We start from the raw sequence: 26,775 nt of genomic DNA on the forward strand, positions 1-26,775 counted from the left end.
CAAACTCGATGCAAGGAAACGAGCAATCATGACAAGCCTGAAAGAGATGCATATCAGTCATGGCGCGAAGATGGGCGTGCGCAATGGCATTGAAATTCCGCTGAGCTACGGCGACACGGCGCGTGAAGTCGACGCTGCCCGGAAGACGATTCTGCTGACCGATTATTCCCATCTGGGTATTGCGGAAATCGCGGGCGAGGACGCCTACGAAGTGCTCAACACGATCGTCGGGGGCGACGTCTCCGCGTTGCGCGACGAGCAGGGCATGTACACGGTGCTGCTGGATGAGGCAGGAAAGATCATCACGGACGTCTACATCCTGTGCGACGAAGAGCGCTTCATCGTCGTGTCGGAATGGCTGAGTGGAAATCAGCTGCGCGACCTGATGCAGGAAGCCGTCGATCTCTGCAAGGACGAATTCAGCGAGATCGAAGGCGTGAAATCGCTGGACGGCGAGCGCGGCGTGCTGCATTTCGAAGGCCCCTACGCATGGGAGCTGATGGCCGAGATGTTTGGCATGGACGTGATCGGGTTGCCGTTCCACGAATACATGTACGTCGAAAAGGATGAAATCCTGTTTCGCGCGGGCAAGCACGGCGAGTTCTCGTACAAGCTCATCGTGCCGGTCGAACGGCTCGCAGAGGTATGGCAACAGGCCCCGGAAGCCGGCAAGAAGTACGACATGGTCGTGGGCGGCCTCGACTACCAGCGCCAGGTGCGGATCGAAAACCCGTGCTGGGATCCCACGGTCCTCGCCGACTTCTCGCGCTGTCCGGTGGAGCTTCAGATGCAGTGGACACTGCGCTATACGAAGGACGATTTCATCGGCAAGCGCGCGATCGAGAAACGTCTCGAGCAAGGCGTATCCCAACGCGCTGTCGGTTTCGAGCTTCATGGCGCGCATGCAGCGTGCGCAGCGAAGGGCGACGCGATCTACCTGCGCGATCAGAAAGTCGGCGAGATCATGGTGTGCGGTACGGTCACCGAAGATGGCCGGCACGTGGGTCGCGCGATGCTGAGCGAAGCGCTTGCCTACGCGGACATCGGCCCGCTGCGTCTGGTGACGGCAAAGGGTGACGCCGAGCTCAGGACCAGCGCGATTCCGTTCCTGCGCAACTTCAGCTTCATGGTCAACCCGTCGGAGCACAGCTACGTCGATCCCTCGAAGCCGAAGCATCTGCTCGAGCAAATCGAGAGAAAGAAGAAGGCGCTGGCCGAGGCGGGCTGAGAGCCGCGCGACGCAGCACACGCAAGCAGCGGGCGGTAGAGCAGCCGCCCGATCGGAGCCGTCCGCCGGGGAATGCGGGCGGCTCCAGGAGCCTCGGCGGCCAGCCGGCTGGCGATATTAAATCGGACTACATACAAATTGACGTCCAGACGGTGAACCCGGGCGTTATTGGGCCGGATAGAGATAAGGTGGATAAACACATGCCAACGCAGCGCAAGCGGGTCGTAGTCACGGGGATGGGGCATCTGTCTTCGATCGCCGATAACGTGGACGAATTCGAGGAAGCGCTTTTCAACAAGGTCTGCGGCATTCGCCCAAGCGAGCACTATCAGCCCTGGTTCGATGGCGCGAATGCGTCCGAAGTCTTGCGGGAGGTCGTCTATGAGGACCTGTCGGACGAGCGCGTGGAATTGCTCGACAAGGCGGCGCTCTGGGCCTACCGGGTCGGCCATGAAGCGCTCAAGCGTGCGCATGCATCGTCTGCCGAGCTGCGGGCGAAGACGGGCCTCGTCATTGGTGTCTCGTCCGCCGGCACCGAAGCCTATATGCCCATTCTCGAAGAGAACTACGAAACGTTCTCTCTCAAGAAGATTGTCGTTTCCGGCAGCTTTGCTTCGTCGAGCGCGATCGTTTCGGCGCTGCTCGGCCTCAAAGGCGGTTTCGAGCTGGTCGCCACGGCCTGCACCGCCAGTACCAACGCAATCGGCATGGGCTTCGACCAGATCCAGAACGGCAAGAATCCGGCCGTTCTCGTGATTGGCACCGAGCCGCTTTATCTGCCGACCTTTGCCGGCTTCTACGCGCTGCATGCCATGAAGCGCGGTCCGGCAAGCCCGTTCTCGGGCGAACCCGGCATGTCGATCGGCGAAGGCGCCGGCGCGCTCATGCTCGAGGAGTATGAGCACGCCGTTGCGCGCGGCGCGCCCATCTACGCTGAGATCGTTGGGTATGCAACCTCGGGTGACGCGTTCCATGAGACCGCGCCTGATCCGCGCGCGGAAGGCGCGGTCCAGGTGATGCGCTCGGCGTTGCACAACGCCGGCCTCGAGCCCCATGACATCCAGTACATCAACGCGCACGGAACCGGAACGGACGCCAATGACCGGTCCGAGACGCTGGCGATGAAGAAAGTATTCCCGGGCATCGCGGATATTCCCGTGAGCTCGACGAAGGCTTACGTTGGGCACAACATCGGGTCGGCCGGCATCATCGAGCTGATCGCCTGCTACCTGACGCTGCCTGAAAAGAAGATCCTGCCGACGCTCAACTTCACGGTGCCGCGGCCCACCTGCGACCTGAACTACGTGCCCAACGAGTTTCAGTCCGCGGATGTCGGCGTGTTCATGAAGAACAACTATGCGTTCGGCGGCAACAACTGCTGCGTGATTTCGAGCACCCGTGCGGGCATCGTGCCCACGACGTCGTACGAGCCGAAGCGAGTCGGCATCACGGGCATGGGCGCGGTCGCGTCGGCGGGGCACGACATCGAGGAGATCTTCGACGCCGTGTGGGGCGGAAAGGACTCCGGCCGCAAGGTCAAGCTCACCGGCGAGGTCAAGGATAGCCATTCGTTTGCGGGGCTCGTGGACCACCCGTCCGTGCGTAACGAGGTGACGCAGTATCTGCTGAACATTTTCAGCCCCGAAATCGTCCACTCGCTCGGGGAGCGCCAGATCTGGGTGCATACGGTCGACGATCTCGATCCGCGCAAATATCTGCGTCGCTTCGATGAGCGCAGGGCCAACCCCATTTGCACCTTTGCGCTGCTCGCCCTGACTCAGGCGCTCAAAGGCGCGAGCCGCAAGATCCGCCGCGACGGCCACGACCTCGGTCTGGTGCTCGGCATGGCCAAGGGCCCGCGCACGGCGACCGAAACGTACATGCGCAGCATGATTCCCGACCCCACGAAAGTGCGCACGTCGGAGTTTCCCGGTGCGCTGATGAACGCGATTGCCACCTTCTGCTCGATCACGGAAGGCATCAAGGGCTACAACACGACGCTGGCGACGGGCAACAACGCGGCCTTCGGCGCCGTGGGCTACGCCTACGAGCTGATCCGCCAGAGTCTGCAGCCGCAGGTGATCGCCGGTGGCGCCGACGAAAGGCCCATGCAGTTCTGGTCATATCTGCAAGCGATGAACGATGGCCTGCAACTGGCCGACCGTCCCGAGGCATTCGAGGTCTACGGCAAGAGCGGCGCCGGCTATCTGATGGGTGAGGGCGCGGGCATGCTGTTCCTCGAGGACATCGAGCATGCCAAGGCACGGGGCGTACCGGTGCTCGCGGAGATCCTCGGCTACGGCAAGTCCTGCGACGCAAGCTATTTCGACCGCGAAGCCATCGAGCCGAGATGCGCGTCGATGACGACTGCGATTCGCCAGGCACTCGACGAAGCCGGAATCGGCTGCGACGAAATCGACCTCGTGTGCGGCAGCAGCGACGGAACCGCGGTCAGCAACCAGACCGAGCTGGGCGCAATTCGCACGATCTGGGGCGAACGTGTGGGACAGGTGCCGGTCGTCAACTACAACGGCTACTTCGGCAATATCGAATCATGTATCGGGATCCTGAACATGACTGTCGTTCTGGAGATCATGCGGCGCGGCGAAATCCCGCCCATCCCGTATACGAAGACCTTCATCGCCGACGATATCCAGTTCGTCACGACGCTCCAGCGCAAGCCGGTCCGCACCGCGCTCGTTCTGGGCTCGACGGAAGGGGGCAATCACTACGCCTACGTGATCCGGGCAGGTGCCTGATGGGCGTACGCAACGTCCCGGTGGTGCTGGGGGGCGCCGGGCTCGAATGCGCTTACGCGGGCAGTCCCGACGAACTCGTTCGCCGGCTGGCGGCTCGCGAGAGTGTCGCAGCGCAGCCCTGGTTCGCGAGCGATCGGGAAGCCGCCGACCTGCGCCTTCCCGGTAACCCTCATCACGCGAGGTTCTTCGTCGGGGACGCCGCGCGGATGCCTGTGATGGAGCGTGTGCAGCAAGTGCTCGAGCGTGTCATCGCGCAGGCGCTGCGGGGCTCGAACCTCGACGAGACCAGCCTGTGCGGCCCCGACGTGCGCGTTTATCTGGCTGGCCATGGCATGCGTCCCGACGTTGCCGATTTTGCCGGCTATGAGAACCGCAACGACGAAGAAGATCTGCTGTATTTCCCGCAGCTCAAGCAGCTGTGTGTCGCGAACTACGCGCAGGACGAGCTCGCGCATCGGCTCGCTGCAAGGTATCGGCTGGCCTCTCCGCCCGTGCCGGTCTATACGGCCAGCTGCTCCGCCATGTCCTCGCTTTACCTCGCGTGGCAGGCGATACGCGCGGGCTTCGCACGCCGGGCACTCGTTGTCGGGTGGATGCAATACACGTTGCAGGACATCGTGTTCATGGGCGGACAGGGCGTGCTGAGCGTCGGCGATTCGCAGCCGTTTTCCGCGCAGAGCGGCGGCATGTTGCCGGCCGACGGTGCCTGCGCGCTGATACTCCAGGCCGAGGGCGATGTCTCGGGGTCTGCAACGCAGGCCCGGGTACGCGTCGCCAGCTGCGTGGCGTATCAGAGCAGCGGAGAGGCGAGCGGCGCCATGTCGGCCGATTTTCGCGCGATTGCCGCGACGATGGAACGCGCGCTCGAAGCGGCTTCGCTCGCGCCCGGCGATATCGCATGCGTCGTTCCGCACGCCAACGGCGCGCCGACGAGCGACAAGTCCGAGGCCATGGCGATCCTGAAGATATGGGGGAAAAACGGCGTGCCCGTCGTGACGTACAAAGGGCAGACCGGCTACATGTCGGTTTGCAGCGGTCTGCTGGATCTGTTCGCGATTGCCGATGCGATCGTGAAGCAGGAGGTGCTTCCGGCCCAAACGAAGCTGCCTTTGGACGACGCATTGCAGATCGATGTCCACGCCAACCGTGCCGCGTTGCCGCTCGCCGGCGGCGCCATTCTGAAGAGCACACTCGGTCTCGACGGCTCCATTGTCGCCTGTGTCCTGACGCAGGAAACCCAGTCCGGAGGTTTGCATGATATGCGCGGTTCCTGATAGCGCGATCGGCGTGGTCGGGATAAGCACGGTGGAAAGCGGTCATTCACTTGTCCCCTTCACACCGAGCGGGTTCAACGCCAACGAGGCGCGCCATTTCAAGGAGGCGCAGCGGCGCCACGCGCAGCGCGACTGGCTCTTCAGCCGGTTCGGCATGTCGGGTGCGGGCGTGGACAGCGAGCAGATGCGGCAGGCGGCCTATCGCGAGGCGCTCAATGCGGTTGCGATGGTCTGCCGCAACGCATTCGATCAGGTCGGCCGCAAGCTGGAATCCCGCATCCGCAAGCAGCGATCGGCGTTCATCTACTTCGATGCGTGGGGCGAGACCGCCACGCTCGAAGGTGCGAATAGCTGGCGGGACGTCATCGGTCTCGACATGCTTCCGAAGGCCATCCTTCGCGACTACGGATTCCGCAATTTCTCCTGCAAGGTGCGCGGGGAACGCAACGGCTTCATGCACGCGATCCGTTTGGCCTCCGATCTGCTGAATTCGGACGAGATGGATACGGTCGTGCTGGCCGGTCTGTTTCGAAGCCTGCCCGTCATGGTGCTCTCTTCGGCGGCGGCGCGCGTGGCGCTGCACGGCAAGGCGCGCTTGAAACTGGCCAATCCTTGCCCGAGCGTGGAGCGCGCTGGCTGCGTCGTGCTGCGCAAGCACCCTGCGCAAGGCATGTCGCTCGCAATTACTTCGTATAACCAACTACCTGAAAACCCGCCGGCTGCGAGCGACGATCTCGCCCGCGAATGGCAGGCGCGCTGCAACGAACGCACCGCCTACGTGATGGCCGGTCTGCATCCGAGCGGCGCCATGCGCGAGCTCGAGCGCGAGGCCTATGCGGCGTCCGCCCTCGGCAAGCGCTATCTCTCCGTTTGCGATGTGTATGGCGACAGCGGATGCCTGAACCCCATGCTCGCGCTCTCCCATCTGTCCGGCGCGCCGGACTGGGATGAGCGCGGCCACGCGCTGATCAGCGTGGACGACGGGCGGGGCGGCGTCTGGGCGCTCGAGTGCTGGAACGGTCCGCATGAAGCGGAGGAGCTTGAATGAAGAATCCTGATGATTTCGCGCTTGATGCGATGCGCGGTCTGCATGCCGCCGCACTGTGCGGCCGGCACGCGGCATGGGAGGCACGGTCATGACGATTGCCGCACAACCGCTGCCGATCGTCCAGATGCAAGGCGCGGGCAAGCGTTACGGAACCGGCGCCGGGGCGGTGCATGCGCTACAGGGCATCGACCTCGCGATACGGCCGGGCGAGTTCGTCGCGCTGTGCGGGCCGTCGGGCAGCGGCAAGAGCACCTTGCTCAATCTGATGGCCGGCATCGACGCGCCAACCGAAGGTCGCGCGCTGCTCCTCAATCACGATTTCGGGAGCCTGAGCGATGTTGCCGCGGCGGCGCTGCGCGCGAAGACGATTGGCTTCGTGTTCCAGTTCTTCAACCTGCTGCCCGTCCTCAGCATTTTCGACAACGTGTACTACCCGTTGATGCTCAATGGACACAGCCGCGCCGAGGCACGCGACGACGTGATGTCGATGCTCGAGCGCGTCGGCCTGATCGAGCATTACAAGCGGCGGCCGGGGGAGCTTTCCGGCGGGCAGCAGCAGCGTGCGGCCATTGCGCGTGCGCTCGTGAAGCGCCCGGCGCTGGTCGTCGCCGATGAGCCGACGGGCAATCTGGATACGCACACCGGCGAGGAAATCGTCGACTTGCTGCTCGACATGAATAGAGAACTGCAGACCACGTTCGTGATCTCCACCCATTCGCTGCAATTGAAGGATCGGGCGCGACGTGTCATCGAGATCGAGGATGGGAGGCTCAAACGGGATGGGCAGCAAAATTAAGGCGCTTTTGTGGGGCACCGTTTTCGTGTCGATTTTCGCCGGCGCGCAGGTCATGGCGAATACCCCTGCGAGCGACGCAGCGCGAAGCGAGGCGATGCTCGCGACTCTGGGTACGCAGAGCGCGGGCGTGGCCCGTGCGCAAGCGATCCTCACGATCGCCCAGCGTGCGTCGGGCTCCGACCTCGATCATGCCGTGTCGGTGCTCAGAACGACGCTGACGCGCGATCCGGCGGACCTGGACGCGAAGATGTACTACGGATACGGCTTGCTGCGCATGGCGCTGAACTATCTCGCCAACAAGAATTTCATGCAGGCAGCCGAGCGCGCCAAGCAGGGATTTTTCTACGTCGACGAGGCAGCCGAGAGCGCGCCGGATAGCTGGCGGCTGCGCTATCTGCGCACGCGCGTAGACGCGTTTTCGCCGCCTTCGAATGGGCGGTGCGTGATTGCGCTCAAGGACATCGCCTACCTCGAGGCGAGTGCGGCCGTGCCGCGCGATCTGATGCCGATGATCGGGTTCATGCGCGGCCGCGCCCAGGATGCGTGCCGGCAGGGCTGGTCGCTCGCGGGCGGCAATCCGGAACAGGCCGCCGCCGTCTTGCCCCCACCGCCACTGACGCCGGCCGAGATTGCCGACGTGCTGGAACCCATTGTGAAGGAGCAGCGGTGAGCACTGCATTGTTCTACATTTCGAACGCCATCATGGCCTATGCGCTCGTCGTGGCGCTGGGCGCTTGCCTGTGGCGCCGCACCGATCTTCAGTATGTTTTCCTGAATCTCTTTCGTCAGCGCCGCCGCTCGGGCATGACACTGCTCGCCATCGTGCTGGGCGGCGTGGCGGTCTTCCTGTTCGGCGGTTTCGTCGACTATTCCTTTTGGGCGTTGCGCGAGCAGACGATCCGCACCAACGTCGGGCACATCCAGCTCTATCAGAAAGGCTATCTCGAGAGCGGAGCCGCAGTCGGCACCATGACGTATAGCATTGCTAACTATGACGAAGTCGCGCGCATTTTGCGAACCGATCCGGTGATCGGGCCGCATATCAAGACCGTGACTGGACGCATCGAATTCTCGGGAATCATTTCCCGCTATGAAAGCGGCGTGTCGACCTTCTTTTCGGGCGTAGGCGTGGAGCCCGAAACCTCCCTCGAGCTCGGCGCACTCGATCGCGTCGTGTCCGGAAGCGACCTCTCGCGTATTCAGGCACAGGGCGTGACGGTCGGCTCGGGCATTGCCGCCGCGCTGAAGGCGCAGTACGACGACTATACCGACCTGCTCGTCGTGACCCCCGGGGGCGGGCAGAACGCGATGTCGGTGCAGGTTCGCGGAGTTTTCTCGTCGGGCATCAAGGAGTACGACGACACCACCATCAAGCTGCCGCTCAAGACCGTGCAGCGGCTGCTGCAGACTTCCAACGTGAGCCGCATCATCATCCTGCTCGACGACACGGACTATACAGACGCCGCCATGCGGCGCATCGACGAGATCATCAAGGCGCGCAACTTGCCGCTCGAAGCGCGTTCGTGGAGCGATCTTGCCGTGTTCTATCACCAGGTCGTCAATCTGTTCGAAGGCATTTTCTTCTTCATCAAGGCACTCGTCAGCGTGATCGTCGTCTTCATGATCGGCAACACGTTGATGATGAGCGTCGTCGAGCGCACACGGGAAATCGCCACCTTGCGCGCGCTCGGCCTTACCAGGCGCCACGTGGGCCGGCTCTTCATGCTCGAAGGCATCGTGATCGGCTTGCTCGGCGCGATGATCAGCGTCGTGCTCGGGATCGGCATTGCCGGCCTGATCAACATAAACGGCGTGCCCATGCCGCCCTCGCCGGGCTACACGCAGGGCTATCTGGCGTTCGTGAAGTGGACCGGCGATTACCGGCTGTTCTGGTTCGCCTGCGCACTGCCGCTCGTCACTGCCGTGATTGCCTCGATCATGCCGGCGCGGCGCGCCGCGAATCTCGTCATTGCCGAAGCATTCAGGTTCGTTTGAACTACATATCAATATTTATCAACGACTCAGGGAGAAACCTATGAAAAAGTCGCAACGCGTTCTGATTACGGGTGCGGGCCGCGGTATCGGCTTCGCGATCGCACAGCAACTGGCTGCGGAAGGCTACGACCTGGTATTGAACTACCGGTCGGACCAGGGCAAGTCGATTGCGAATCTGCAACGGTTCATGCAGAGCGATGAGGTCAAGGGCATCGATGTCCGCCTCGCCAAGGGGGACATTGCCGAGACGCGCGATGTCGAAAACATGATGAAAGCGTTGCGCGCCGACGGCGTCGACCGTATCGACCATCTGGTCCTCAACGCCGCCGCGGCGCCGTTCAAGCCGTTCCTCGACATGAACAAGTTCGACTGGAAACTGCTGCTCAACAGCAATCTGGTCGGCAACGTCGCGTGCGTGAGCGAAGTGGTTCCGATGATGACGAACGGCGGCACGATCGTCGCGCTTTCGAGCTCGGGCAGCCGCGTCGTGATGCCGAACTATCCGCTCGGCGTCATGAAGTCCGCACTGGAGAATCTCGTGCGCTATCTCGAGGTCGAGCTCTATGACCGCAACGTGCGGGTCAACGGCGTTTGCGCGGGACTCGTCAACACGGACATGGCGCCGATTCTCAAGGAATTGTGGCCGGAGGCCGTCGCGCGCTTCGAGGCGGGCAATCGCCGCTGGGCCATCGAGCCCGAGGAAGTCGCGGAAGTCGTGTCCTTCCTTATCTCGCCGAAGTCGTCCGCCATCCGCGGCGCCACGGTGCTCGCCGATCTTGGCGGCGGCCTGAGCGCATAGGAGGCCGCCGATGAGACAGACCAGAAGGGTGCTCGCCGGGGCGCTGCTCGCGACGGTGGCCGCCGTTGCGGTCGCAGACGACGCGATCCCGCTTGCCATGCCGGCGTCCGCCGCTGCGCCGGCCAACGCCAGTGCCAGCGCAGCGCCCGTGCAGCAGGACGCCCAGGCCCAGCACATCATTCGCATGGCCGATCGCGTGCGCGCACCGGACCAGCCGTTCCGCTACACCGTGAAGATGAACGAGTTTCAGGCTGGCAAGAGCGTGAACGAGCAGACGCTCGATATCTCCATGCGCTTCTACAAGGCCGAGGAGCGCGCACAGAAGGGCGACGCGCGTGCGCTCGTGCGCTTTGTCGAGCCGGTGCGCGACAAGGGCAAGGCCATGCTTTCGGACTACGAAAAGATGTGGTACTACGCGCCGGACCTGCGCCGGCCCATTCCCATCTCGAAGCAGCAGCGCCTGATCGGACAGATCTCGAACGGCGACGTCGTCGCGGCCGACTTCGACTATTCGTATGTCTCGCAGTTGCAGGGCGAAGAGCCTTGCGGCAAGACGGTGTGCTATCGCCTCGCGCTGCAAAGGCGCTGGCCGTTCGTGACCTACCCGAAGATCATGTACTGGGTCGAGAAGGACACGTTCTATCCGTACCGCGCCGATTTCATGTCCGATTCGGGCGTGCTCATCAAGCGCTCGTATTACAGCGACTATCGGCCGGAGCTCGGGCAGATGCGTCCGCACCGGATCGTCGTCGAGGATTCGATGCGTAAGGACAACTACACGACGATGGAATATTCCAATCTGCGTCTCGAGTCGCTGCCGGAAAGCTATTTCCAGGTCGACTATCTCATGCGGCTGAACTGATCCATTCGAGCGGCTGGGTTCGGGTGGAGCGTGGATTCGCCGACAGAGGCGTCATCGTTTGACATGACAGGACAGGGTAGTGAAGAACCGGTTTGCACTGACGTGTTTTGCCGCGCTGGGAGCGCAGTGGGTCGCGATGCCCGCGCACGCGTTCGAATGCGCTTCCGTGCGCGGCTATGTGGGGCTCGAGGGCGTCGATACCCTCGCGCGTGACAGCCTGTGGGGCAGCAATGCGTTTCGCGGCAATTTCACCGTGGACAGCTACGCGAGCGGGACAGTCTCGTGCCAGTTCTCCGATCAGTTCAGCGTGAAGGCGTCGGGCGGCGCGCAGTATGCGGCGTCCACGGAAGATCCCGGCACGCTCGACGGCAAGAAGGACAGCGGCCTTGCCGTCCTGAACGAGGGCTACGTCACCTGGAAGCCCTCGGAGCAGGTCTTCGTCGACGTCGGCAAGATCGAGCGCAGCAACGGCAACCTGTTCGCGCAGAATCCGCTCGACGTGGTGCGCAACACGGCGGGAAATCTGCGCTCCACGTTCGCCAACAACGGCGACACCAACCGTTACGGCTTCTATCGCGAAGGGTCAGTGGGCGCGGGCGTGACCGCGTACACCGATCACGGCACGATCGACCTCGCGTATCTGCCCAAGCTCGCGACCAACGACGACCAGGCGCAATCGGCGGAAAAGTGGAGCACCCTCCAGCGCACGAACGCCAATAATCGTTTCTACGCGTCGTTCACGTCTTCGGCGCTCAGCAATTTCAATCCCACCGTCGCGGTCGTGGCCGGCGATTACAACGTGCTCGGCCTCGGAACGAGCGGCTACCTGATGGACAACCTGATGCTGGGCGTGCAGGCGTCGGTCAGCAAGGGCGAGCGCTGGCGCCATCTGGACATGGCCAAGGCGGCGGCCATCCGCGCGTATCAGGACGTGGGCGATCCGTTCTCGATCGACCGCGACGGCGCGCGCACCGATATCGCCGTCGGCCTGCGCTATACCGATTCCGCGCGCAGGGAATACGGCATCGAATACTACGGCCAGAGTCAGGGCTACAGCCGCAACGAATGGAAGAACTACTTCGATACGGTGACCTTCGTCAGCAGCGGCTATGCGAAAGGCCTGCCTTCGTCGGTCGCCGCAAACCTGGCGTCGGGCTACAACCAGTATGAAAGCCTCTTCGGCTCCGAGACGGACAACGCGAATCGGGCGGGCAACCTGCTCGGCAAGCACTATTTGACCGTGTTCGTCAGCTCGAAGAAGTCGGCGCTTCACAAGCTCGACTGGACCGCTTCGGCAACCACCAATCTGGTCGACGGCAGCGCGTACATCAACGCGCGCATCAGTACCTACGCGACCGAGCGCGTGGAGCTCTATACGGGCGCATCCATGAGTTTCGGTTCGAGCAACTCGGAATTCGGGCAATTCGGCAGGAGGGGATATGTTTATGCAGGAACACGAATCATCGTTTGAGCGCGTGATCGCCGATCACGTTTTTCTGTTTCCGGGGCAGGGCAATCCGGCCATCGGCATGGGCGCCGAGGTCTGCGACGTGTCGCCCGCCACGATCGCCGTGTGGGATTGCGCGAGCGATTACTCGGGCGTCGACGTGCGCAAGCTGTGCCGCAAAGGGCCGATGACCCGGCTCACGCGCACGCGCTTTCAGCAACTCGCGGTGACTACGGTGAGTGTCGCGATGTTCGAGCGGCTGCGCGAGTTCATGGCGATCGAGCGGCCGGTATTCGCCGGGCACAGCGCGGGCGAATACGCAGCGCTCTACGCCGCGGGCGCCTTCGATATGCCGACGCTTTTCAAGGCCATTACCGCGCGCGCCAATCTGATGGAGGAAATGGCCGAGGCGAGCGACGGGGCGATGTACGTGGTGAAGGGCATCGACCGGTCCACGCTCGAGCGCCTGCTCGACGAGTCCGGCATGAGCGGCAGCGTGCAGATCGCCAACGACAACTCGCCGCGTCAGCAGGTGCTTTCCGGCGCCGCATCGGATGTCAAGGCGATGAACGTGGAACTGCAGCGCGCCGGCTACGAGGCCATCAAATTGCCGGTCAACGGCGCATGGCACAGCCATCTGATGGCGCCGGCCGTGCCGCATTTGCGCGAGGCGCTGCGCGCGCTTGCGGTGCGCAAGCCCCGGCATCCGGTCTACATGAACCTGAGCGCGGGCGCTGAAGAGGACGTGGACGTCATCGTCGAAAATCTGTGCGGGCATCTGACCCAGACGGTGCGCTGGCGCGAAACGATGGATACGCTGTGCGCGCGCGGCCATACGCGCTTCACCGAAATGGGTGCGAAAAGAATGCTCACGCACATGCTCACCTCGCATTACCCCGCCGGTTCGCAGCTGGAGGTTTCCTGTTTCGACGACTGGTGCGCGCAGTGCGCGCCGGCCGAGCCGGTCTGCTGAACGGGATCGACATGCTGCCGAGTTCTTCTGCATACATCCGGCGCCGCATGGTGGCGACCGCCGTCGTGACAGGCGCGATCGCGACCCTGCTGGTGTCCTCGCTGACGCGCAATGCGCCTGGCCTCTCGCTCGTCGAAGCGATCGCGGGGCTTGGCATGATTTCAGCGTCGGTTTTCTTCGCCATTGCCCGGGACAGTGGCGGCTACTGGTTCTATGTGGTCCGCGCCGGCAAGGTATTCGACCCGAATCCGCAGTGGCCGGCCGATGCGCGGGACGGGACCTGGCAGGGCGCGCTGGTCCGCAACCCCTGGATGGCGGCGGTCGTGGGTTTCGAGCTTGCCGCGCTCGTCTGCCTTCTCGCGGGCGCCCTCGTTCCCGGGCATCTCGTCCTGTTTGCGTGGTGCTACGCGATCGTGCTGCTTCCCGCGGCGACGCTGGGCTTTGCGCTCATGGCCGCGCGCGCGGGCGCGCAGAATGCGTTGCGGATCCTGAGCGGCAAGCGCAGCTCCGGTCAGTCGCAGCATCGCGCGGCAGAGCTGGTCGCGGCCGACCTGCTGCTGGCCATCGTCACCAACTTCGCGCTCGTGCTGCCGGTCCGGCACAAGCTGGCGTACTCGCTGGACCATGGTTACGGCTATGTGCCGTTCGTCGTGGCCTTCATCGTCCTGCTCTTGATCGTCTGTGCGTTCATGATTTGCTTCGCGGCGCGCTCGCGCCGTGGCGCCCTCACGGGCGAGCTGCTGATGGGCAAGGCCGATGAGCGCTTCGCCTCGCTCGTCGCGGCGCCGTCGCGGCTGCTGGGCATGTCCAGAGCCAGCCGCTACACGCTCTACTTCGTGTCGACGGTCGTCTGGGGGGCGCTCGTGTGCGCGGCATTCGCGAAATGGGCGCCCGTATCGGGGTTTGTGCCGCTCTATTGCGTTGCCCTCGTGCCGCTGATGCTCATGTATGCCGGCGAGCGCTGCGTGGCGATGCGTCGGGATCTGGCCGCGGCGCGCGATATCGAGCAGCGCGTCCTGTTCACGTTCAAGGACGTGAGGCTTCCCATGGCAGCCGAGGAGCGCACGGCGTAACCGCACCCGCGGCTCCTCGGCGGTCCGCGCGACAGCCCGTCCCACTGCCGTTCGGCCAATGTCGCGGAGATTGGCGGTCGAGGCGGGTGCGGGTTGGTAAAATGCGGCAACCCCGCCTCGTCAAGTGTCGCCTTCATGTCCCGTTCCCTCGAAATTCTCAACGAAGTCTTCGGTTATCCCGCCTTTAGAGGGCAGCAGGCCGAGATCGTGGAGCATGTCGCGGCGGGCGGCGATTCCCTGGTGCTCATGCCCACCGGCGGCGGCAAGTCGCTCTGCTACCAGATTCCGGCGCTCGTGCGCCACGAAGCGGGTCAGGGTGCCGGCATCGTGGTGTCGCCGCTCATCGCGCTCATGCAGGACCAGGTGGCCGCGCTCACCGAAGTCGGCGTGCGCGCCGCCTATCTGAATTCCACGCTGAGCGGTGCTGAAGCCGCCGCCACCGAACGCGCGCTGCGCGAGGGCGACATCGACCTGCTCTATGTCGCGCCCGAGCGTCTCAGGACGCCGCGTTTTCTCGATCTGCTCGAGCGCGCGCGCATCGGCCTGTTCGCCATCGACGAGGCGCACTGCGTCTCGCAATGGGGGCACGATTTCCGGCCCGAGTACATTCAGCTCTCGGTGCTGCACGAGCGTTTCCCGAACGTGCCGCGCATCGCGCTCACGGCCACCGCGGACGCGATCACGCGCGACGAGATCGTGCACCGTCTCGCGCTCGACGACGCGCGCATCTTCGTGTCGAGCTTCGACCGGCCGAATATTCGCTACCGCATCGTGGAGAAGGACAACGCGCGCACGCAGCTGCTCGACTTCATCCGCGCCGAGCACACGCGCGCCGACGGCACGACCGACGCGGGCGTCGTCTACTGCCTCTCGCGCCGCAAGGTGGAAGAGACCGCCGAATGGCTCAAGGGGCAGGGCATCCGCGCGTTGCCGTACCACGCCGGCATGGAGTTCGAGGTGCGCCAGAAGCACCAGGAGATGTTCCAGCGCGAAGAGGGCGTGGTGATGTGCGCGACCATCGCGTTCGGCATGGGCATCGACAAGCCCGACGTGCGCTTCGTCGCCCACCTCGACTTGCCCAAGAGCGTGGAGGGCTACTACCAGGAAACCGGCCGCGCGGGCCGCGACGGGCTGGCGGCCAATGCGTGGATGGCCTACGGCCTCGGCGACGTCGTGCAGCAACGCAAGATGATCGACGAGTCCGACGCCGACGATCAGCACAAGCGGGTCCAGACCGGCAAGCTCGATGCGCTGCTGGGCCTGTGCGAGACGGCCGCCTGCCGGCGCGTGCGCCTGCTCGCGTATTTCGGCGAAGAGAGCAAGCCGTGCGGCAATTGCGACACCTGCATCGAGCCCCCGGCCACCTGGGACGCCACGCGCGAGGCGCAGATGGCGCTCTCCTGCGTGTTCCGCGCGCAGCGCGCGAGCGGCTTCAACTTCGGCGCCGGCCATCTGATCGACATCCTGCGCGGCAACCGCAACGAGAAGATCATGCAGCGCGGGCACGAGAAGATCTCGACTTTCGGCATCGGCTCGGCGCTTTCGGAAGCCGAATGGCGCGGGATCTTCCGGCAACTGGTGGCGTTCGGCTATCTGACCGTCGATCACGACGGTTTTGGCGCGCTCGTGCTCACCGAGGCCAGCAAGCCCGTGCTCAAGGGCGAGCAGACGGTCACGATGCGTCGCTACGTGAAGCCCACGCGCACGCGCACCTCGTCGAGCCGCACCAGTGAGCGCGCCGATCCGACCCTTGGCATGAGCCCGCGCCAGCGCGCGCGCTGGGAGCGTCTGCGGCTGTGGCGCACGGAAACCGCGAAGAGCGAGGGCGTGCCCGCCTATGTGATCTTCCACGACGCCACGCTGGCGGAGATTGCGCGCAACGGCCCCGAGTCGGTCGACGAACTGCGCGATATCGCGGGTATCGGCGCGCGCAAGCTCGAGCGCTTTGGCGAGGAACTGGTCGAAGTCGTCGGCGAGGACTGATCGCGTCGCTTTTTCATTGCCGCCAGATCGGCAACGCACGGCGCGTCACGGCGCCGTCATATTCTCTGTCGTCCGAAATGTCGCAAGCCGTTGACTCGCTTGGCATTTTCGGAATATCATGCTGGGTTCCGGTTTCTGGAATGCTCGCGCGCGTCGGTTAGTTTGACTAATTCATCGGCTGATCTGCGCAACTCACGAGCAGTTTTTCGGGATCCGGAGTTCCGTAGGAGTATAAGGCGCATGGTTTTCCGCTTTGCCCGGAAATAAATGCGTCGATTTTGTTCAATTTCAGGAATAAACAATGCCAACCATCAATCAACTGGTTCGCAAAGGCCGCGCTTCGGAAGCTACGAAGAGCAAGTCGCCGGCCCTGCAGGACTGCCCGCAGCGTCGCGGCGTGTGCACCCGCGTGTACACGACGACGCCGAAGAAGCCGAACTCGGCACTTCGTAAGGTCGCCAAGGTTCGTCTGACGAACGGCTTCGAAGTCATTTCGTACATCGGTGGTGAAGGCCACAACCTGCAAGAGCACTCGGTCGTGCTGATTCGCGGCGGCCGTGTGAAGGACTTGCCGGGTGTGCGTTACCACATGGTTCGCGGCTCGCTGGATACCCAGGGCGTCAAGGATCGTAAGCAGGCTCGTTCGAAGTACGGCGCAAAGCGCGCGAAGGCTGCGAAGTAAGAGTCAAGCGTCGTCTCGCTTCTTCGGGAGCAGGCGATAGAAGCGACAGGTGCCGGATTGGCCGGTGCTGTCGAGTAAGTGGTCACCCGACCAGGCTGGTAAGTCGTGAGATGAATCGGGTTAGTTGGTGGCCGCGGAGCGTAGGGTTCCATCCACGCTTCAACTGAAAAGTTAAAGGAAGAAACATGCCGCGTCGTCGCGAAGTCCCCAAGCGGGAAGTATTGCCGGATCCGAAGTTCGGCAACGTTGATGTAGCCAAGTTCATGAACGTGCTGATGCTCTCCGGCAAGAAGTCGGTTGCCGAGCGCATCGTGTACGGCGCTTTCGAACAGATCCAGACCAAGGGTGGCAAGGACCCGCTGGAAGTGTTCACTGTCGCGCTCAACAACGTGAAGCCGGTGGTCGAAGTGAAGAGCCGTCGCGTTGGTGGTGCGAACTATCAGGTTCCGGTCGAAGTGCGTCCGTCGCGTCGTATGGCATTGGCGATGCGTTGGCTGCGTGAAGCCGCGAAGAAGCGCAGCGAGAAGTCGATGGCCCTGCGTCTGGCAGGTGAACTCTCCGAAGCGGCCGAAGGCCGTGGCGGCGCGATGAAGAAGCGCGACGAAGTTCACCGGATGGCAGAAGCGAACAAGGCGTTCTCGCACTTCCGCTTCTAAGAGAAAACCCCTACCGGGGTTTGCTCAAAGAGCGGAAAAAAATTCCGGGCGGGTGCGCTTATCGAGCGCCTCGCCCGTTTGTGTTCAGGCGTGTTGGGATCGTCCCGGTCGGGATCGACTCCGGCGCGCACCTCCCCATAGAGGATCAAAGTGGCTCGCAAGACTCCTATCGAGCGCTACCGCAACATCGGTATTAGCGCTCACATCGACGCCGGCAAGACGACGACGACCGAGCGCATTCTGTTTTACACCGGCGTGAACCACAAGATTGGTGAAGTTCACGACGGCGCCGCGACCATGGACTGGATGGAGCAGGAGCAGGAGCGTGGCATCACGATCACCTCGGCTGCTACGACCGCGTTCTGGAAGGGCATGGGCGGCAACTATCCCGAGCACCGCATCAACATCATCGACACCCCGGGCCACGTCGACTTCACGATTGAAGTCGAGCGCTCGATGCGCGTGCTCGACGGCGCGTGCATGGTCTACTGCGCAGTGGGCGGCGTGCAGCCCCAGTCGGAAACCGTGTGGCGTCAGGCGAACAAGTACAAGGTTCCCCGTCTCGCGTTCGTCAACAAGATGGACCGTACCGGCGCGAACTTCTTCAAGGTCTACGACCAGCTGAAGAACCGCCTGAAGGCGAACCCGGTTCCGGTCGTGGTGCCGATCGGCGCCGAAGAAAACTTCAAGGGCGTCGTCGACCTCCTGAAGATGAAGGCGATCATTTGGGACGAGGCCTCGCAAGGCACGAAGTTCGACTACGTCGAGATCCCGGCTGAACTCGTTGACACGTGCAACGAGTGGCGCGAAAAGATGATCGAGTCGGCAGCCGAAGCCAGCGAAGAGCTGATGGAAAAGTACCTCGGCGGCGAAGAGCTCTCGGAAGCCGAAGTCGTCAAGGCGCTGCGTGACCGTACGATCGCGTGCGAAATCCAGCCGATGCTGTGCGGCACCGCGTTCAAGAACAAGGGCGTGCAGCGCATGCTCGACGCCGTGATCGACTTCCTGCCGTCGCCGGTGGACATTCCCCCGGTCACGGGCGAACTCGAAAACGGCGAGAAGGCCGAGCGCCGCGCAGCCGACGACGAGAAGTTCTCGGCACTCGCGTTCAAGATCATGACCGACCCGTTCGTCGGCCAGCTGATCTTCTTCCGCGCGTACTCGGGCGTCGTCAACTCGGGCGACACGGTGCTGAACTCGACCAAGGGCAAGAAGGAACGCCTCGGCCGTATTCTGCAGATGCACGCGAACAACCGTGAAGAAATCAAGGAAGTTCGTGCAGGCGACATCGCTGCGGCAGTGGGCCTGAAGGAAGCGACCACGGGCGACACGCTGTGCGACCCGGCGAACCCGATCATCCTGGAACGCATGATTTTCCCGGAGCCGGTGATTTCGCAGGCCGTCGAGCCGAAGACCAAGGCTGACCAGGAAAAGATGGGCCTCGCCCTGAACCGCCTGGCACAGGAAGACCCGTCGTTCCGCGTCCAGACGGACGAGGAGTCGGGCCAGACCATCATTTCGGGTATGGGCGAGCTCCACCTCGAAATTCTGGTCGACCGTATGAAGCGTGAATTCAACGTGGAAGCGACCGTCGGCAAGCCGCAGGTTGCCTACCGCGAAACGATCCGCTCGACGGCGAAGGACGTGGACGGCAAGTTCGTCAAGCAGTCGGGTGGTCGCGGCCAGTACGGTCACGCGGTCATCACGCTCGAGCCGAACGAGCAGGGCAAGGGCTACGAGTTCCTGGACGAGATCAAGGGCGGTGTGATTCCTCGCGAATTCATCCCCGCGGTCGACAAGGGTATCCAGGACACGCTGAAGGCCGGCGTGCTGGCGGGCTTCCCGGTCGTCGACGTCAAGGTTCACCTGACGTTCGGTTCGTACCACGACGTTGACTCGAACGAAAACGCGTTCCGCATGGCCGGTTCGATGGCGTTCAAGGAAGCGATGCGCAAGGCTCAGCCGGTCATCCTCGAACCGATGATGGCTGTCGAAGTCGAAACGCCGGAAGACTACATGGGCAACGTGATGGGCGACCTGTCGGGCCGTCGCGGTATCGTCCAGGGCATGGAAGACATGGTTGGCGGCGGCAAGATCGTTCGCGCCGAAGTGCCGCTGTCGGAAATGTTCGGCTACTCGACGTCGCTGCGCTCGCTCACGCAAGGTCGCGCAACGTACACGATGGAATTCAAGCACTACGCAGAAGCACCGCGTAACGTGGCCGACGCGATCATCAGCGCGAAGGCGAAGTAAGCATCGGCGCTCATTTGAGCACGCGGTGGGCCGGGCATGGGTCTGGCTCACTTTGCACAAGTCACCGATTCATCACTTTTTTGAAAGAAGAGAAACATGGCAAAAGGTAAATTCGAACGGACCAAGCCGCACGTGAACGTGGGCACGATCGGTCACGTTGACCACGGCAAGACCACGCTGACGGCAGCGATCACGACGGTTCTGACCAAGAAGTTCGGCGGCGAAGCCAAGGCGTACGACCAGATCGACGCAGCACCGGAAGAAAAGGCGCGTGGTATTACCATCAACACCGCGCACGTCGAGTACGAAACGGCTAACCGCCACTACGCACACGTCGACTGCCCGGGCCACGCTGACTACGTGAAGAACATGATCACGGGCGCGGCGCAGATGGACGGCGCCATCCTGGTGTGCTCGGCCGCTGACGGCCCGATGCCGCAAACGCGTGAGCACATCCTGCTCGCCCGTCAGGTTGGCGTGCCTTACATCATCGTGTTCCTGAACAAGTGCGACATGGTCGACGACGCCGAGCTGCTCGAGCTCGTCGAAATGGAAGTGCGCGAACTCCTGTCGAAGTACGACTTCCCGGGCGACGACACGCCGATCATCAAGGGTTCGGCCAAGCTGGCGCTGGAAGGCGACACGGGCGAGCTGGGCGAAGTGGCGATCATGAACCTGGCCGACGCACTGGACACGTACATCCCGACGCCGGAGCGTGCAGTTGACGGCGCGTTCCTGATGCCGGTGGAAGACGTGTTCTCGATCTCGGGTCGCGGCACGGTGGTGACGGGTCGCGTCGAGCGCGGCATCGTCAAGGTCGGCGAGGAAATCGAAATCGTCGGTATCAAGCCGACGGTGAAGACGACCTGCACGGGCGTGGAAATGTTCCGCAAGCTGCTCGACCAGGGTCAGGCAGGCGACAACGTCGGTATCCTGCTGCGCGGCACGAAGCGTGAAGACGTGGAGCGCGGCCAGGTGCTGGCCAAGCCGGGTTCGATCACGCCGCACACGCACTTCACGGCTGAAGTGTACGTGCTGAGCAAGGACGAAGGCGGCCGCCACACGCCGTTCTTCAACAACTACCGTCCGCAGTTCTACTTCCGTACGACGGACGTGACGGGCTCGATCGAGCTGCCGAAGGACAAGGAAATGGTCATGCCGGGCGACAACGTGTCGATCACGGTGAAGCTGATCGCTCCGATCGCGATGGAAGAAGGTCTGCGTTTCGCAATCCGCGAAGGCGGCCGTACCGTCGGCGCCGGCGTTGTTGCGAAGATCATCGAGTAAATCGGGTAGAATACCCGGCTTGCTGTAGAAGTTGATGTTCCCTGGGACTGCTCTCGCGACGCCTTGTCGCAGGGCGGTCCTGCGCTCTTTATATCGTCTGGCGGCGCAAGTCCGCCTCGCTCTTTTCAAGGAATTGTCATGCAGAACCAAAAAATCCGTATCCGCCTGAAGGCTTTCGACTATCGCCTGATCGACCAGTCGGCTGCTGAAATCGTCGATACGGCGAAGCGCACGGGCGCCATCGTCCGCGGTCCGGTGCCGCTGCCGACGCGTATCCAGCGTTTCGACATTCTGCGTTCGCCGCACGTCAACAAGACGTCGCGCGACCAGCTCGAAATCCGCACCCACCTGCGCCTGATGGACATCGTTGACCCGACGGACAAGACCGTTGACGCGCTGATGAAGCTGGATCTGCCGGCTGGCGTGGACGTCGAAATCAAGCTGCAGTAAGGGTCTCGGGCGCTGTCTGGCACCGTTTTCATGGTCTGACAGCGCTAAGTCTTTGATTGCTTGCGGAAAACGTGAGGGGACGTTATACTTGACGTCTTTTCGCGCATTTGCGCAAAAAATCGGTGTGTTCTTTCGGGCCTTTACCCTGAAAGCATGCCGGTACTTTGTAAATTAGCCCCGACCAATCGCAGTCGGGAATGGAGAAAACGATGAGCCTTGGACTCGTAGGTCGCAAGGTTGGCATGACCCGTATCTTCACGGCCGAAGGGGATTCGATTCCCGTGACCGTGCTGGACGTGTCCGACAACCGCGTGACGCAGATCAAGACTGTTGAAACCGACGGCTACACGGCCGTTCAGGTTACGTTCGGTACGCGCCGTGCATCGCGCGTGACGAAGCCGCTCGCAGGTCATCTCGCCAAAGCTGGCGTTCAAGCCGGTGAAATCCTCAAGGAATTCCAGATCGACGCCGCCAAGGCTGCCGAACTGTCCGCTGGCGCCGTGATCGGTGTGGAACTCTTCGAAGAAGGCCAGAAGATCGACGTGCAAGGCACCTCGATCGGTAAGGGCTACGCCGGTACCATCAAGCGTTACAACTTCGCTTCGGGTCGCGCCTCGCACGGTAACTCGCGCTCGCACAATGTGCCGGGCTCGATCGGTATGGCGCAGGATCCGGGTCGCGTGTTCCCGGGCAAGCGCATGACCGGTCACATGGGTGACGAAACCGTGACGGTGCAAAACCTCGAAATCGCCCGTATCGACGCAGAGCGCAAGCTGCTGCTGGTCAAGGGTGCCGTGCCGGGTGCGAAGGGCGGCAAGGTTTTCGTGACGCCGGCCGTCAAGGCGCGCGCCAAGAAAGGAGCGCAATAATGGAACTGAAGCTCCTGAATGCTAATGGTCAGGAAGGCGCAGCCGTTAACGCGTCGGACGTCGTGTTCGGCCGTGACTACAACGAAGCGCTGATTCACCAGATCGTTGTCGCCTACCAGGCGAACGCGCGCAGCGGTAACCGCGCGCAGAAGGACCGCGAGCAGGTCAAGCACACCACCAAGAAGCCGTGGCGTCAGAAGGGTACGGGCCGCGCTCGTGCCGGTATGTCGTCGAGCCCGCTGTGGCGTGGCGGTGGTCGCATCTTCCCGAATTCGCCGGAAGAAAACTTCTCGCACAAGGTCAACAAGAAGATGCATCGCGCAGGTCTCTGCTCGATCTTCTCGCAGCTGGCCCGCGAAGGCCGCATCTCGGTTGTCGAAGAGCTCTCGCTCGAAGCGCCGAAGACGAAGCTGCTGGCCGAAAAGTTCAAGGCCATGGGTCTCGAATCCGTGCTGGTCATCACCGACACGGTCGACGAGAACCTGTATCTCGCGTCGCGCAACCTGCCCCACGTGGCAGTCGTTGAGCCGCGCTTTGCCGACCCGCTCTCGCTGATCTACTTCAAGAAGATCCTGATCACGAAGGCAGCGGTCGCCCAGATCGAGGAGTTGCTGTCATGAGCGAGATTCGCAAGAACGATCATCGTTTGATGCAGGTCCTGCTCGCGCCGGTGATCTCCGAAAAGGCGACGCTGGTTGCGGAGAAGAACGAGCAAGTCGTCTTCGAAGTCGCGCCGGACGCGAACAAGCAGGAAGTCAAGGCTGCTGTCGAGCTGCTGTTCAAGGTGGAAGTCGAGTCCGTCAACGTGCTGGTCCAGAAGGGTAAAGCCAAGCGCTTTGGCCGCTTCAACGGCAAGCGCAAGGATGTGAAGAAGGCGTACGTCTGCCTGAAGCCCGGCCAGGAAATCAACTTTGAAGCGGAGGCCAAGTAATCATGGCAATCGTGAAAGTTAAGCCGACCTCGCCGGGTCGCCGCGCGATGGTGAAGATCGTCAACAAGGATCTGCATAAGGGCGCGCCGTACGCACCGCTGCTCGAAAAGCAATCCGTGAAGGCGGGCCGTAACAACAACGGTCACATCACCACGCGTCACCAGGGTGGCGGTCACAAGCAACACTATCGTGTGATCGATTTCCGTCGTACGAAGGACGGCATCCCCGCGAAGGTGGAGCGTCTCGAGTATGACCCGAACCGTAGCGCGAACATCGCGCTGGTTCTGTACGCAGACGGCGAGCGCCGCTACATCATCGCGCCGAAGGGCGTGACGGTTGGCACACCGCTGATGTCGGGTTCGGAAGCGCCGATCAAGGCGGGCAATGCACTGCCGATCCGCAACATTCCGGTCGGTACGACGATCCACTGCATCGAGATGCTGCCAGGCAAGGGCGCGCAAATGGCGCGTTCGGCTGGTACGTCGGCCATGCTGCTGGCCCGTGAAGGCATCTACGCGCAGGTTCGTCTGCGCTCGGGTGAAATCCGCCGCGTGCACGTCGAGTGCCGCGCGACGATCGGTGAAGTCGGCAACGAAGAGCACAGCCTCCGTCAAATCGGTAAGGCTGGCGCGAACCGCTGGCGCGGTATCCGCCCGACGGTCCGTGGCGTTGCAATGAACCCGGTCGACCACCCGCACGGTGGTGGCGAAGGCAAGACTGCGGCTGGTCGCGACCCGGTGAGCCCGTGGGGCACGCCGACGAAGGGCTATCGCACCCGCAGCAACAAGCGCACGACGAGCATGATCGTCCAGCGCCGTCACAAGCGTTAAGGAGTAGGCAATGGCACGTTCTATTAAGAAAGGTCCGTTCTGCGACGCCCATTTGCTGAAGAAGGTTGAGGCGGCTGCAGCTACGCGCGACAAGAAACCGATCAAGACCTGGTCGCGTCGTTCGACGATCCTGCCGGACTTCATCGGTCTGACGATCGCCGTTCACAACGGCCGTCAACACGTTCCGGTGTATGTCACGGAAAACATGGTCGGCCACAAGCTTGGCGAGTTCGCACTGACCCGTACGTTCAAGGGTCACGCGGCCGACAAGAAGGCCAAGAAATAAGGGGCAATCAAGATGGAAGTGAAGGCAATTCATCGCGGTGCCCGCATCTCGGCGCAGAAGACGCGTCTTGTGGCTGACCAGATCCGCGGTCTGCCGGTCGACAAGGCGCTGAACGTCCTGACGTTCTCGCCGAAGAAAGCGGCTGGCATCGTGAAAAAGGTTGTGCTCTCGGCGATCGCAAACGCGGAACACAACGAAGGCGCTGACATCGACGAGCTCAAGATCAAGAGCATCTACGTCGACAAGGCGGCTTCGCTGAAGCGTTTCACCGCACGCGCAAAGGGTCGCGGTAACCGCATCGAGAAGCAATCCTGTCACATCACTGTGACGGTCGGGAATTAAGGAGCCATACGATGGGACAGAAAATTCATCCGACTGGCTTCCGTTTGGCCGTCAGCCGCAATTGGGCTTCGCGCTGGTACGCGAACAACAACAATTTCGCGGCGATGTTGAAGGAAGACATCGGTGTTCGTGAATACCTGAAGAAGAAGCTGAAGAACGCTTCGGTGGGCCGTGTTGTGATCGAGCGTCCGGCAAAGAACGCTCGCATCACGATTTACAGCTCGCGCCCGGGTGTGGTGATCGGCAAGAAGGGCGAGGACATCGAACTCCTCAAGGCCGAACTGCAAAAGCGCATGGGCGTTCCGGTTCACGTGAACATCGAAGAAATCCGCAAGCCGGAAACCGATGCTCAACTGATCGCCGATTCGATCACGCAGCAGCTCGAGCGCCGCATCATGTTCCGTCGCGCCATGAAGCGCGCGATGCAGAACGCAATGCGTCTGGGTGCCCAGGGCATCAAGATCATGAGCGCCGGCCGTCTGAACGGTATCGAAATCGCACGTACCGAGTGGTACCGCGAAGGTCGAGTGCCGCTTCACACGCTGCGTGCCGACATCGACTACGCAACCTCGGAAGCGAAGACGACCTACGGCATCATCGGCGTGAAGGTTTGGGTCTATAAGGGCGACACGCTCGGCCGCAACGACGCACCGGTGGTGGAAGAAGTCGCCGAAGAAAAGCGTCCGCGCCGCAACGCGCGCCCGGGCGATCGTCGTCCGCGCCGTGATGGTGAAGGCGCACCGGGTGCCCGTCGTGGCGCACCGCGCCGCGGCGCTGCCGGCGGTGACGGCAAGAGTGGAGAATAACGATGCTGCAACCGAAACGCAGGAAGTATCGCAAAGAGCAGAAGGGTCGTAACACCGGCGTCGCAACGCGCGGCAACGCAGTTTCGTTCGGTGAATACGGTCTGAAGGCTATCGGTCGTGGTCGCCTGACCGCGCGTCAGATTGAAGCGGCGCGTCGTGCAATGACGCGTCACATCAAGCGTGGCGGCCGCATCTGGATCCGTATCTTCCCGGACAAGCCGATCTCGCAAAAGCCGGCGGAAGTGCGTATGGGTAACGGTAAGGGTAACCCGGAGTACTACGTCGCTGAGATCCAGCCGGGCAAGATGCTGTATGAAATGGATGGTGTGTCCGAAGAACTGGCCCGTGAAGCCTTCCGTCTGGCTGCAGCCAAGCTGCCGCTGAAGACGGTCTTCATGGTTCGCCAGCTCGGCGCCTAAGGAGTGATTGATGAAGGCATCTGAACTTCTTCAGAAAGACAAGGCCGCGCTCGACCAAGAGCTGTCGGACCTCTTGAAGGCGCAATTCGGCCTGCGCATGCAACTCGCGACCCAGCAGCTCACGAACACGAGCCAGCTGAAGAAGGTTCGTCGTGACATCGCACGTGTGCGGACCGTCCTGACTCAGAAGGCGAACCAGAAATGAACGATAGCGTGAAAACCTCGCTTAAGCGGACGCTGGTCGGCAAGGTCGTCAGCAACAAGATGGACAAGACGGTCACCGTCCTGGTCGAGCGCCGCGTCAAGCACCCGATCTACGGCAAGTACGTCGTGCAGTCGAAGAAGTACCACGCTCACGACGAAGCGAACACGTACAACGAGGGTGACCTCGTTGAAATCCAGGAGTGCCGTCCTCTCTCGAAGACGAAGGCCTGGACCGTGTCGAAGCTGCTCGAAGCGGCACGCATCATCTAAAAGTGATGCAGCATCCCGGAGAGCCTTTCTCCGGGGTGTAGAAGTTGTTGAAATCGCTAAAGATTTCGCTTGCTAGACCAAGATTATCGAGTTATAGTCTTGGTCTTCCCTCTTTATGGGCTCGTTGTTGGCAAAGCAGCGGGTGAAGTAGTGAGGGGAGTGGTTCGGGCGCCAGTCCGGATCTGCAAGATTCACCGGAATGCGATGGCCGGTTTCGTTTGCCGTCGCTGCTGTTCTAACCCAAGCAGCTGAG

Annotated in this window: 28 protein-coding genes; all 28 read left to right on the forward strand. The window is 62.4% G+C overall.

Going from position 1 to position 26,775, the window contains the following annotated elements:
* Positions 1–28 precede the first annotated feature (28 nt).
* The 28 genes from U5775_RS16040 (at position 29) to rpsQ (ending at position 26,522) form a co-directional block, all read left to right on the forward strand.
* Complete coding sequence (locus U5775_RS16040) at positions 29–1,228, forward strand: hypothetical protein (protein WP_322059101.1); 1,200 nt, start codon at positions 29–31, stop codon at positions 1,226–1,228.
* Between the two features lie 200 nt (positions 1,229–1,428).
* The gene (locus U5775_RS16045; protein ID WP_322059102.1) at positions 1,429–3,987 is read left to right on the forward strand and encodes a beta-ketoacyl-[acyl-carrier-protein] synthase family protein; all 2,559 of its coding nucleotides are present in this window, start codon (positions 1,429–1,431) and stop codon (positions 3,985–3,987) included.
* The gene (locus U5775_RS16050) at positions 3,987–5,261 is read left to right on the forward strand and encodes a beta-ketoacyl synthase N-terminal-like domain-containing protein (protein WP_322059103.1); all 1,275 of its coding nucleotides are present in this window, start codon (positions 3,987–3,989) and stop codon (positions 5,259–5,261) included. Before U5775_RS16045 ends, U5775_RS16050 begins: the two co-directional genes overlap by 1 nt.
* A complete protein-coding gene (locus U5775_RS16055) occupies positions 5,242–6,309 on the forward strand; it encodes a hypothetical protein (protein ID WP_322059104.1) in 1,068 nt (355 codons plus the stop codon). The genes U5775_RS16050 and U5775_RS16055 overlap by 20 nt, the downstream gene beginning before the upstream one ends.
* An 88-nt stretch (positions 6,310–6,397) precedes the next feature.
* On the forward strand, positions 6,398–7,105 hold the full coding sequence (locus U5775_RS16060; protein ID WP_322059105.1) for an ABC transporter ATP-binding protein: 708 nt from the start codon (positions 6,398–6,400) through the stop codon (positions 7,103–7,105).
* A 52-nt stretch (positions 7,106–7,157) separates the two neighbouring features.
* A complete protein-coding gene (locus U5775_RS16065; protein ID WP_322059106.1) occupies positions 7,158–7,775 on the forward strand; it encodes a hypothetical protein in 618 nt (205 codons plus the stop codon).
* Positions 7,772–9,100 (forward strand): ABC transporter permease, encoded by a 1,329-nt coding sequence (locus tag U5775_RS16070; RefSeq protein WP_322059107.1) that lies wholly within the window; start codon positions 7,772–7,774, stop codon positions 9,098–9,100. The genes U5775_RS16065 and U5775_RS16070 overlap by 4 nt, the downstream gene beginning before the upstream one ends.
* Before the next feature lie 40 nt (positions 9,101–9,140).
* On the forward strand, positions 9,141–9,899 hold the full coding sequence (locus tag U5775_RS16075) for an SDR family oxidoreductase (protein ID WP_322059108.1): 759 nt from the start codon (positions 9,141–9,143) through the stop codon (positions 9,897–9,899).
* Between the two features lie 10 nt (positions 9,900–9,909).
* Complete coding sequence (locus U5775_RS16080) at positions 9,910–10,761, forward strand: outer membrane lipoprotein-sorting protein (RefSeq protein WP_322059109.1); 852 nt, start codon at positions 9,910–9,912, stop codon at positions 10,759–10,761.
* 79 nt (positions 10,762–10,840) lie between these two features.
* Positions 10,841–12,232: a hypothetical protein gene (locus U5775_RS16085; protein ID WP_322059110.1), complete on the forward strand. Its 1,392-nt coding sequence runs from the start codon at positions 10,841–10,843 to the stop codon at positions 12,230–12,232.
* A complete protein-coding gene (locus U5775_RS16090; RefSeq protein WP_322059111.1) occupies positions 12,207–13,181 on the forward strand; it encodes an ACP S-malonyltransferase in 975 nt (324 codons plus the stop codon). The genes U5775_RS16085 and U5775_RS16090 overlap by 26 nt, the downstream gene beginning before the upstream one ends.
* A gap of 11 nt (positions 13,182–13,192) precedes the next feature.
* Positions 13,193–14,254 carry a hypothetical protein gene (locus U5775_RS16095; RefSeq protein WP_322059112.1) on the forward strand — a complete coding sequence of 354 codons (1,062 nt, stop codon included), beginning with the start codon at positions 13,193–13,195 and terminating at the stop codon, positions 14,252–14,254.
* A 135-nt stretch (positions 14,255–14,389) separates the two neighbouring features.
* The gene (recQ, locus tag U5775_RS16100; RefSeq protein WP_322059113.1) at positions 14,390–16,237 is read left to right on the forward strand and encodes a DNA helicase RecQ; all 1,848 of its coding nucleotides are present in this window, start codon (positions 14,390–14,392) and stop codon (positions 16,235–16,237) included.
* 301 nt (positions 16,238–16,538) lie between these two features.
* Complete coding sequence (gene rpsL, locus U5775_RS16105) at positions 16,539–16,919, forward strand: 30S ribosomal protein S12 (RefSeq protein ID WP_027797953.1); 381 nt, start codon at positions 16,539–16,541, stop codon at positions 16,917–16,919.
* A 185-nt stretch (positions 16,920–17,104) separates the two neighbouring features.
* On the forward strand, positions 17,105–17,575 hold the full coding sequence (gene rpsG, locus U5775_RS16110) for a 30S ribosomal protein S7 (protein ID WP_006053291.1): 471 nt from the start codon (positions 17,105–17,107) through the stop codon (positions 17,573–17,575).
* A 150-nt stretch (positions 17,576–17,725) separates the two neighbouring features.
* Positions 17,726–19,828, forward strand: coding sequence for an elongation factor G (gene fusA / locus U5775_RS16115; RefSeq protein WP_322059114.1), 2,103 nt, complete (start codon positions 17,726–17,728; stop codon positions 19,826–19,828).
* A 96-nt stretch (positions 19,829–19,924) separates the two neighbouring features.
* A complete protein-coding gene (gene tuf / locus U5775_RS16120; RefSeq protein WP_129563002.1) occupies positions 19,925–21,115 on the forward strand; it encodes an elongation factor Tu in 1,191 nt (396 codons plus the stop codon).
* A gap of 138 nt (positions 21,116–21,253) precedes the next feature.
* Positions 21,254–21,565: a 30S ribosomal protein S10 gene (rpsJ, locus tag U5775_RS16125; protein ID WP_017777154.1), complete on the forward strand. Its 312-nt coding sequence runs from the start codon at positions 21,254–21,256 to the stop codon at positions 21,563–21,565.
* Between the two features lie 209 nt (positions 21,566–21,774).
* Complete coding sequence (gene rplC, locus U5775_RS16130) at positions 21,775–22,434, forward strand: 50S ribosomal protein L3 (RefSeq protein ID WP_028206511.1); 660 nt, start codon at positions 21,775–21,777, stop codon at positions 22,432–22,434.
* Complete coding sequence (gene rplD, locus U5775_RS16135; RefSeq protein ID WP_028213350.1) at positions 22,434–23,054, forward strand: 50S ribosomal protein L4; 621 nt, start codon at positions 22,434–22,436, stop codon at positions 23,052–23,054. Before rplC ends, rplD begins: the two co-directional genes overlap by 1 nt.
* The gene (rplW, locus tag U5775_RS16140) at positions 23,051–23,365 is read left to right on the forward strand and encodes a 50S ribosomal protein L23 (RefSeq protein ID WP_028206513.1); all 315 of its coding nucleotides are present in this window, start codon (positions 23,051–23,053) and stop codon (positions 23,363–23,365) included. Before rplD ends, rplW begins: the two co-directional genes overlap by 4 nt.
* Positions 23,366–23,367: 2 nt before the next feature.
* Entirely contained in the window at positions 23,368–24,195 is an 828-nt protein-coding gene (rplB, locus tag U5775_RS16145; RefSeq protein ID WP_322059115.1) for a 50S ribosomal protein L2, read from the forward strand.
* A 10-nt stretch (positions 24,196–24,205) separates the two neighbouring features.
* The gene (rpsS, locus tag U5775_RS16150) at positions 24,206–24,481 is read left to right on the forward strand and encodes a 30S ribosomal protein S19 (RefSeq protein WP_027797286.1); all 276 of its coding nucleotides are present in this window, start codon (positions 24,206–24,208) and stop codon (positions 24,479–24,481) included.
* Between the two features lie 12 nt (positions 24,482–24,493).
* Complete coding sequence (rplV, locus tag U5775_RS16155; RefSeq protein ID WP_004199272.1) at positions 24,494–24,823, forward strand: 50S ribosomal protein L22; 330 nt, start codon at positions 24,494–24,496, stop codon at positions 24,821–24,823.
* Between the two features lie 11 nt (positions 24,824–24,834).
* The gene (rpsC, locus tag U5775_RS16160; protein WP_028213348.1) at positions 24,835–25,629 is read left to right on the forward strand and encodes a 30S ribosomal protein S3; all 795 of its coding nucleotides are present in this window, start codon (positions 24,835–24,837) and stop codon (positions 25,627–25,629) included.
* Positions 25,630–25,631: 2 nt separating this feature from the next.
* Complete coding sequence (gene rplP, locus U5775_RS16165) at positions 25,632–26,048, forward strand: 50S ribosomal protein L16 (protein WP_027797288.1); 417 nt, start codon at positions 25,632–25,634, stop codon at positions 26,046–26,048.
* Positions 26,049–26,058: 10 nt separating this feature from the next.
* On the forward strand, positions 26,059–26,253 hold the full coding sequence (gene rpmC, locus U5775_RS16170; RefSeq protein WP_027819350.1) for a 50S ribosomal protein L29: 195 nt from the start codon (positions 26,059–26,061) through the stop codon (positions 26,251–26,253).
* Positions 26,250–26,522, forward strand: coding sequence for a 30S ribosomal protein S17 (gene rpsQ / locus U5775_RS16175; RefSeq protein WP_322059116.1), 273 nt, complete (start codon positions 26,250–26,252; stop codon positions 26,520–26,522). Before rpmC ends, rpsQ begins: the two co-directional genes overlap by 4 nt.
* The last annotated feature ends 253 nt before the right edge of the window (positions 26,523–26,775 follow it).

Source organism: Paraburkholderia sp. J63, from assembly GCF_905220245.1.
GTDB lineage: Bacteria > Pseudomonadota > Gammaproteobacteria > Burkholderiales > Burkholderiaceae > Paraburkholderia.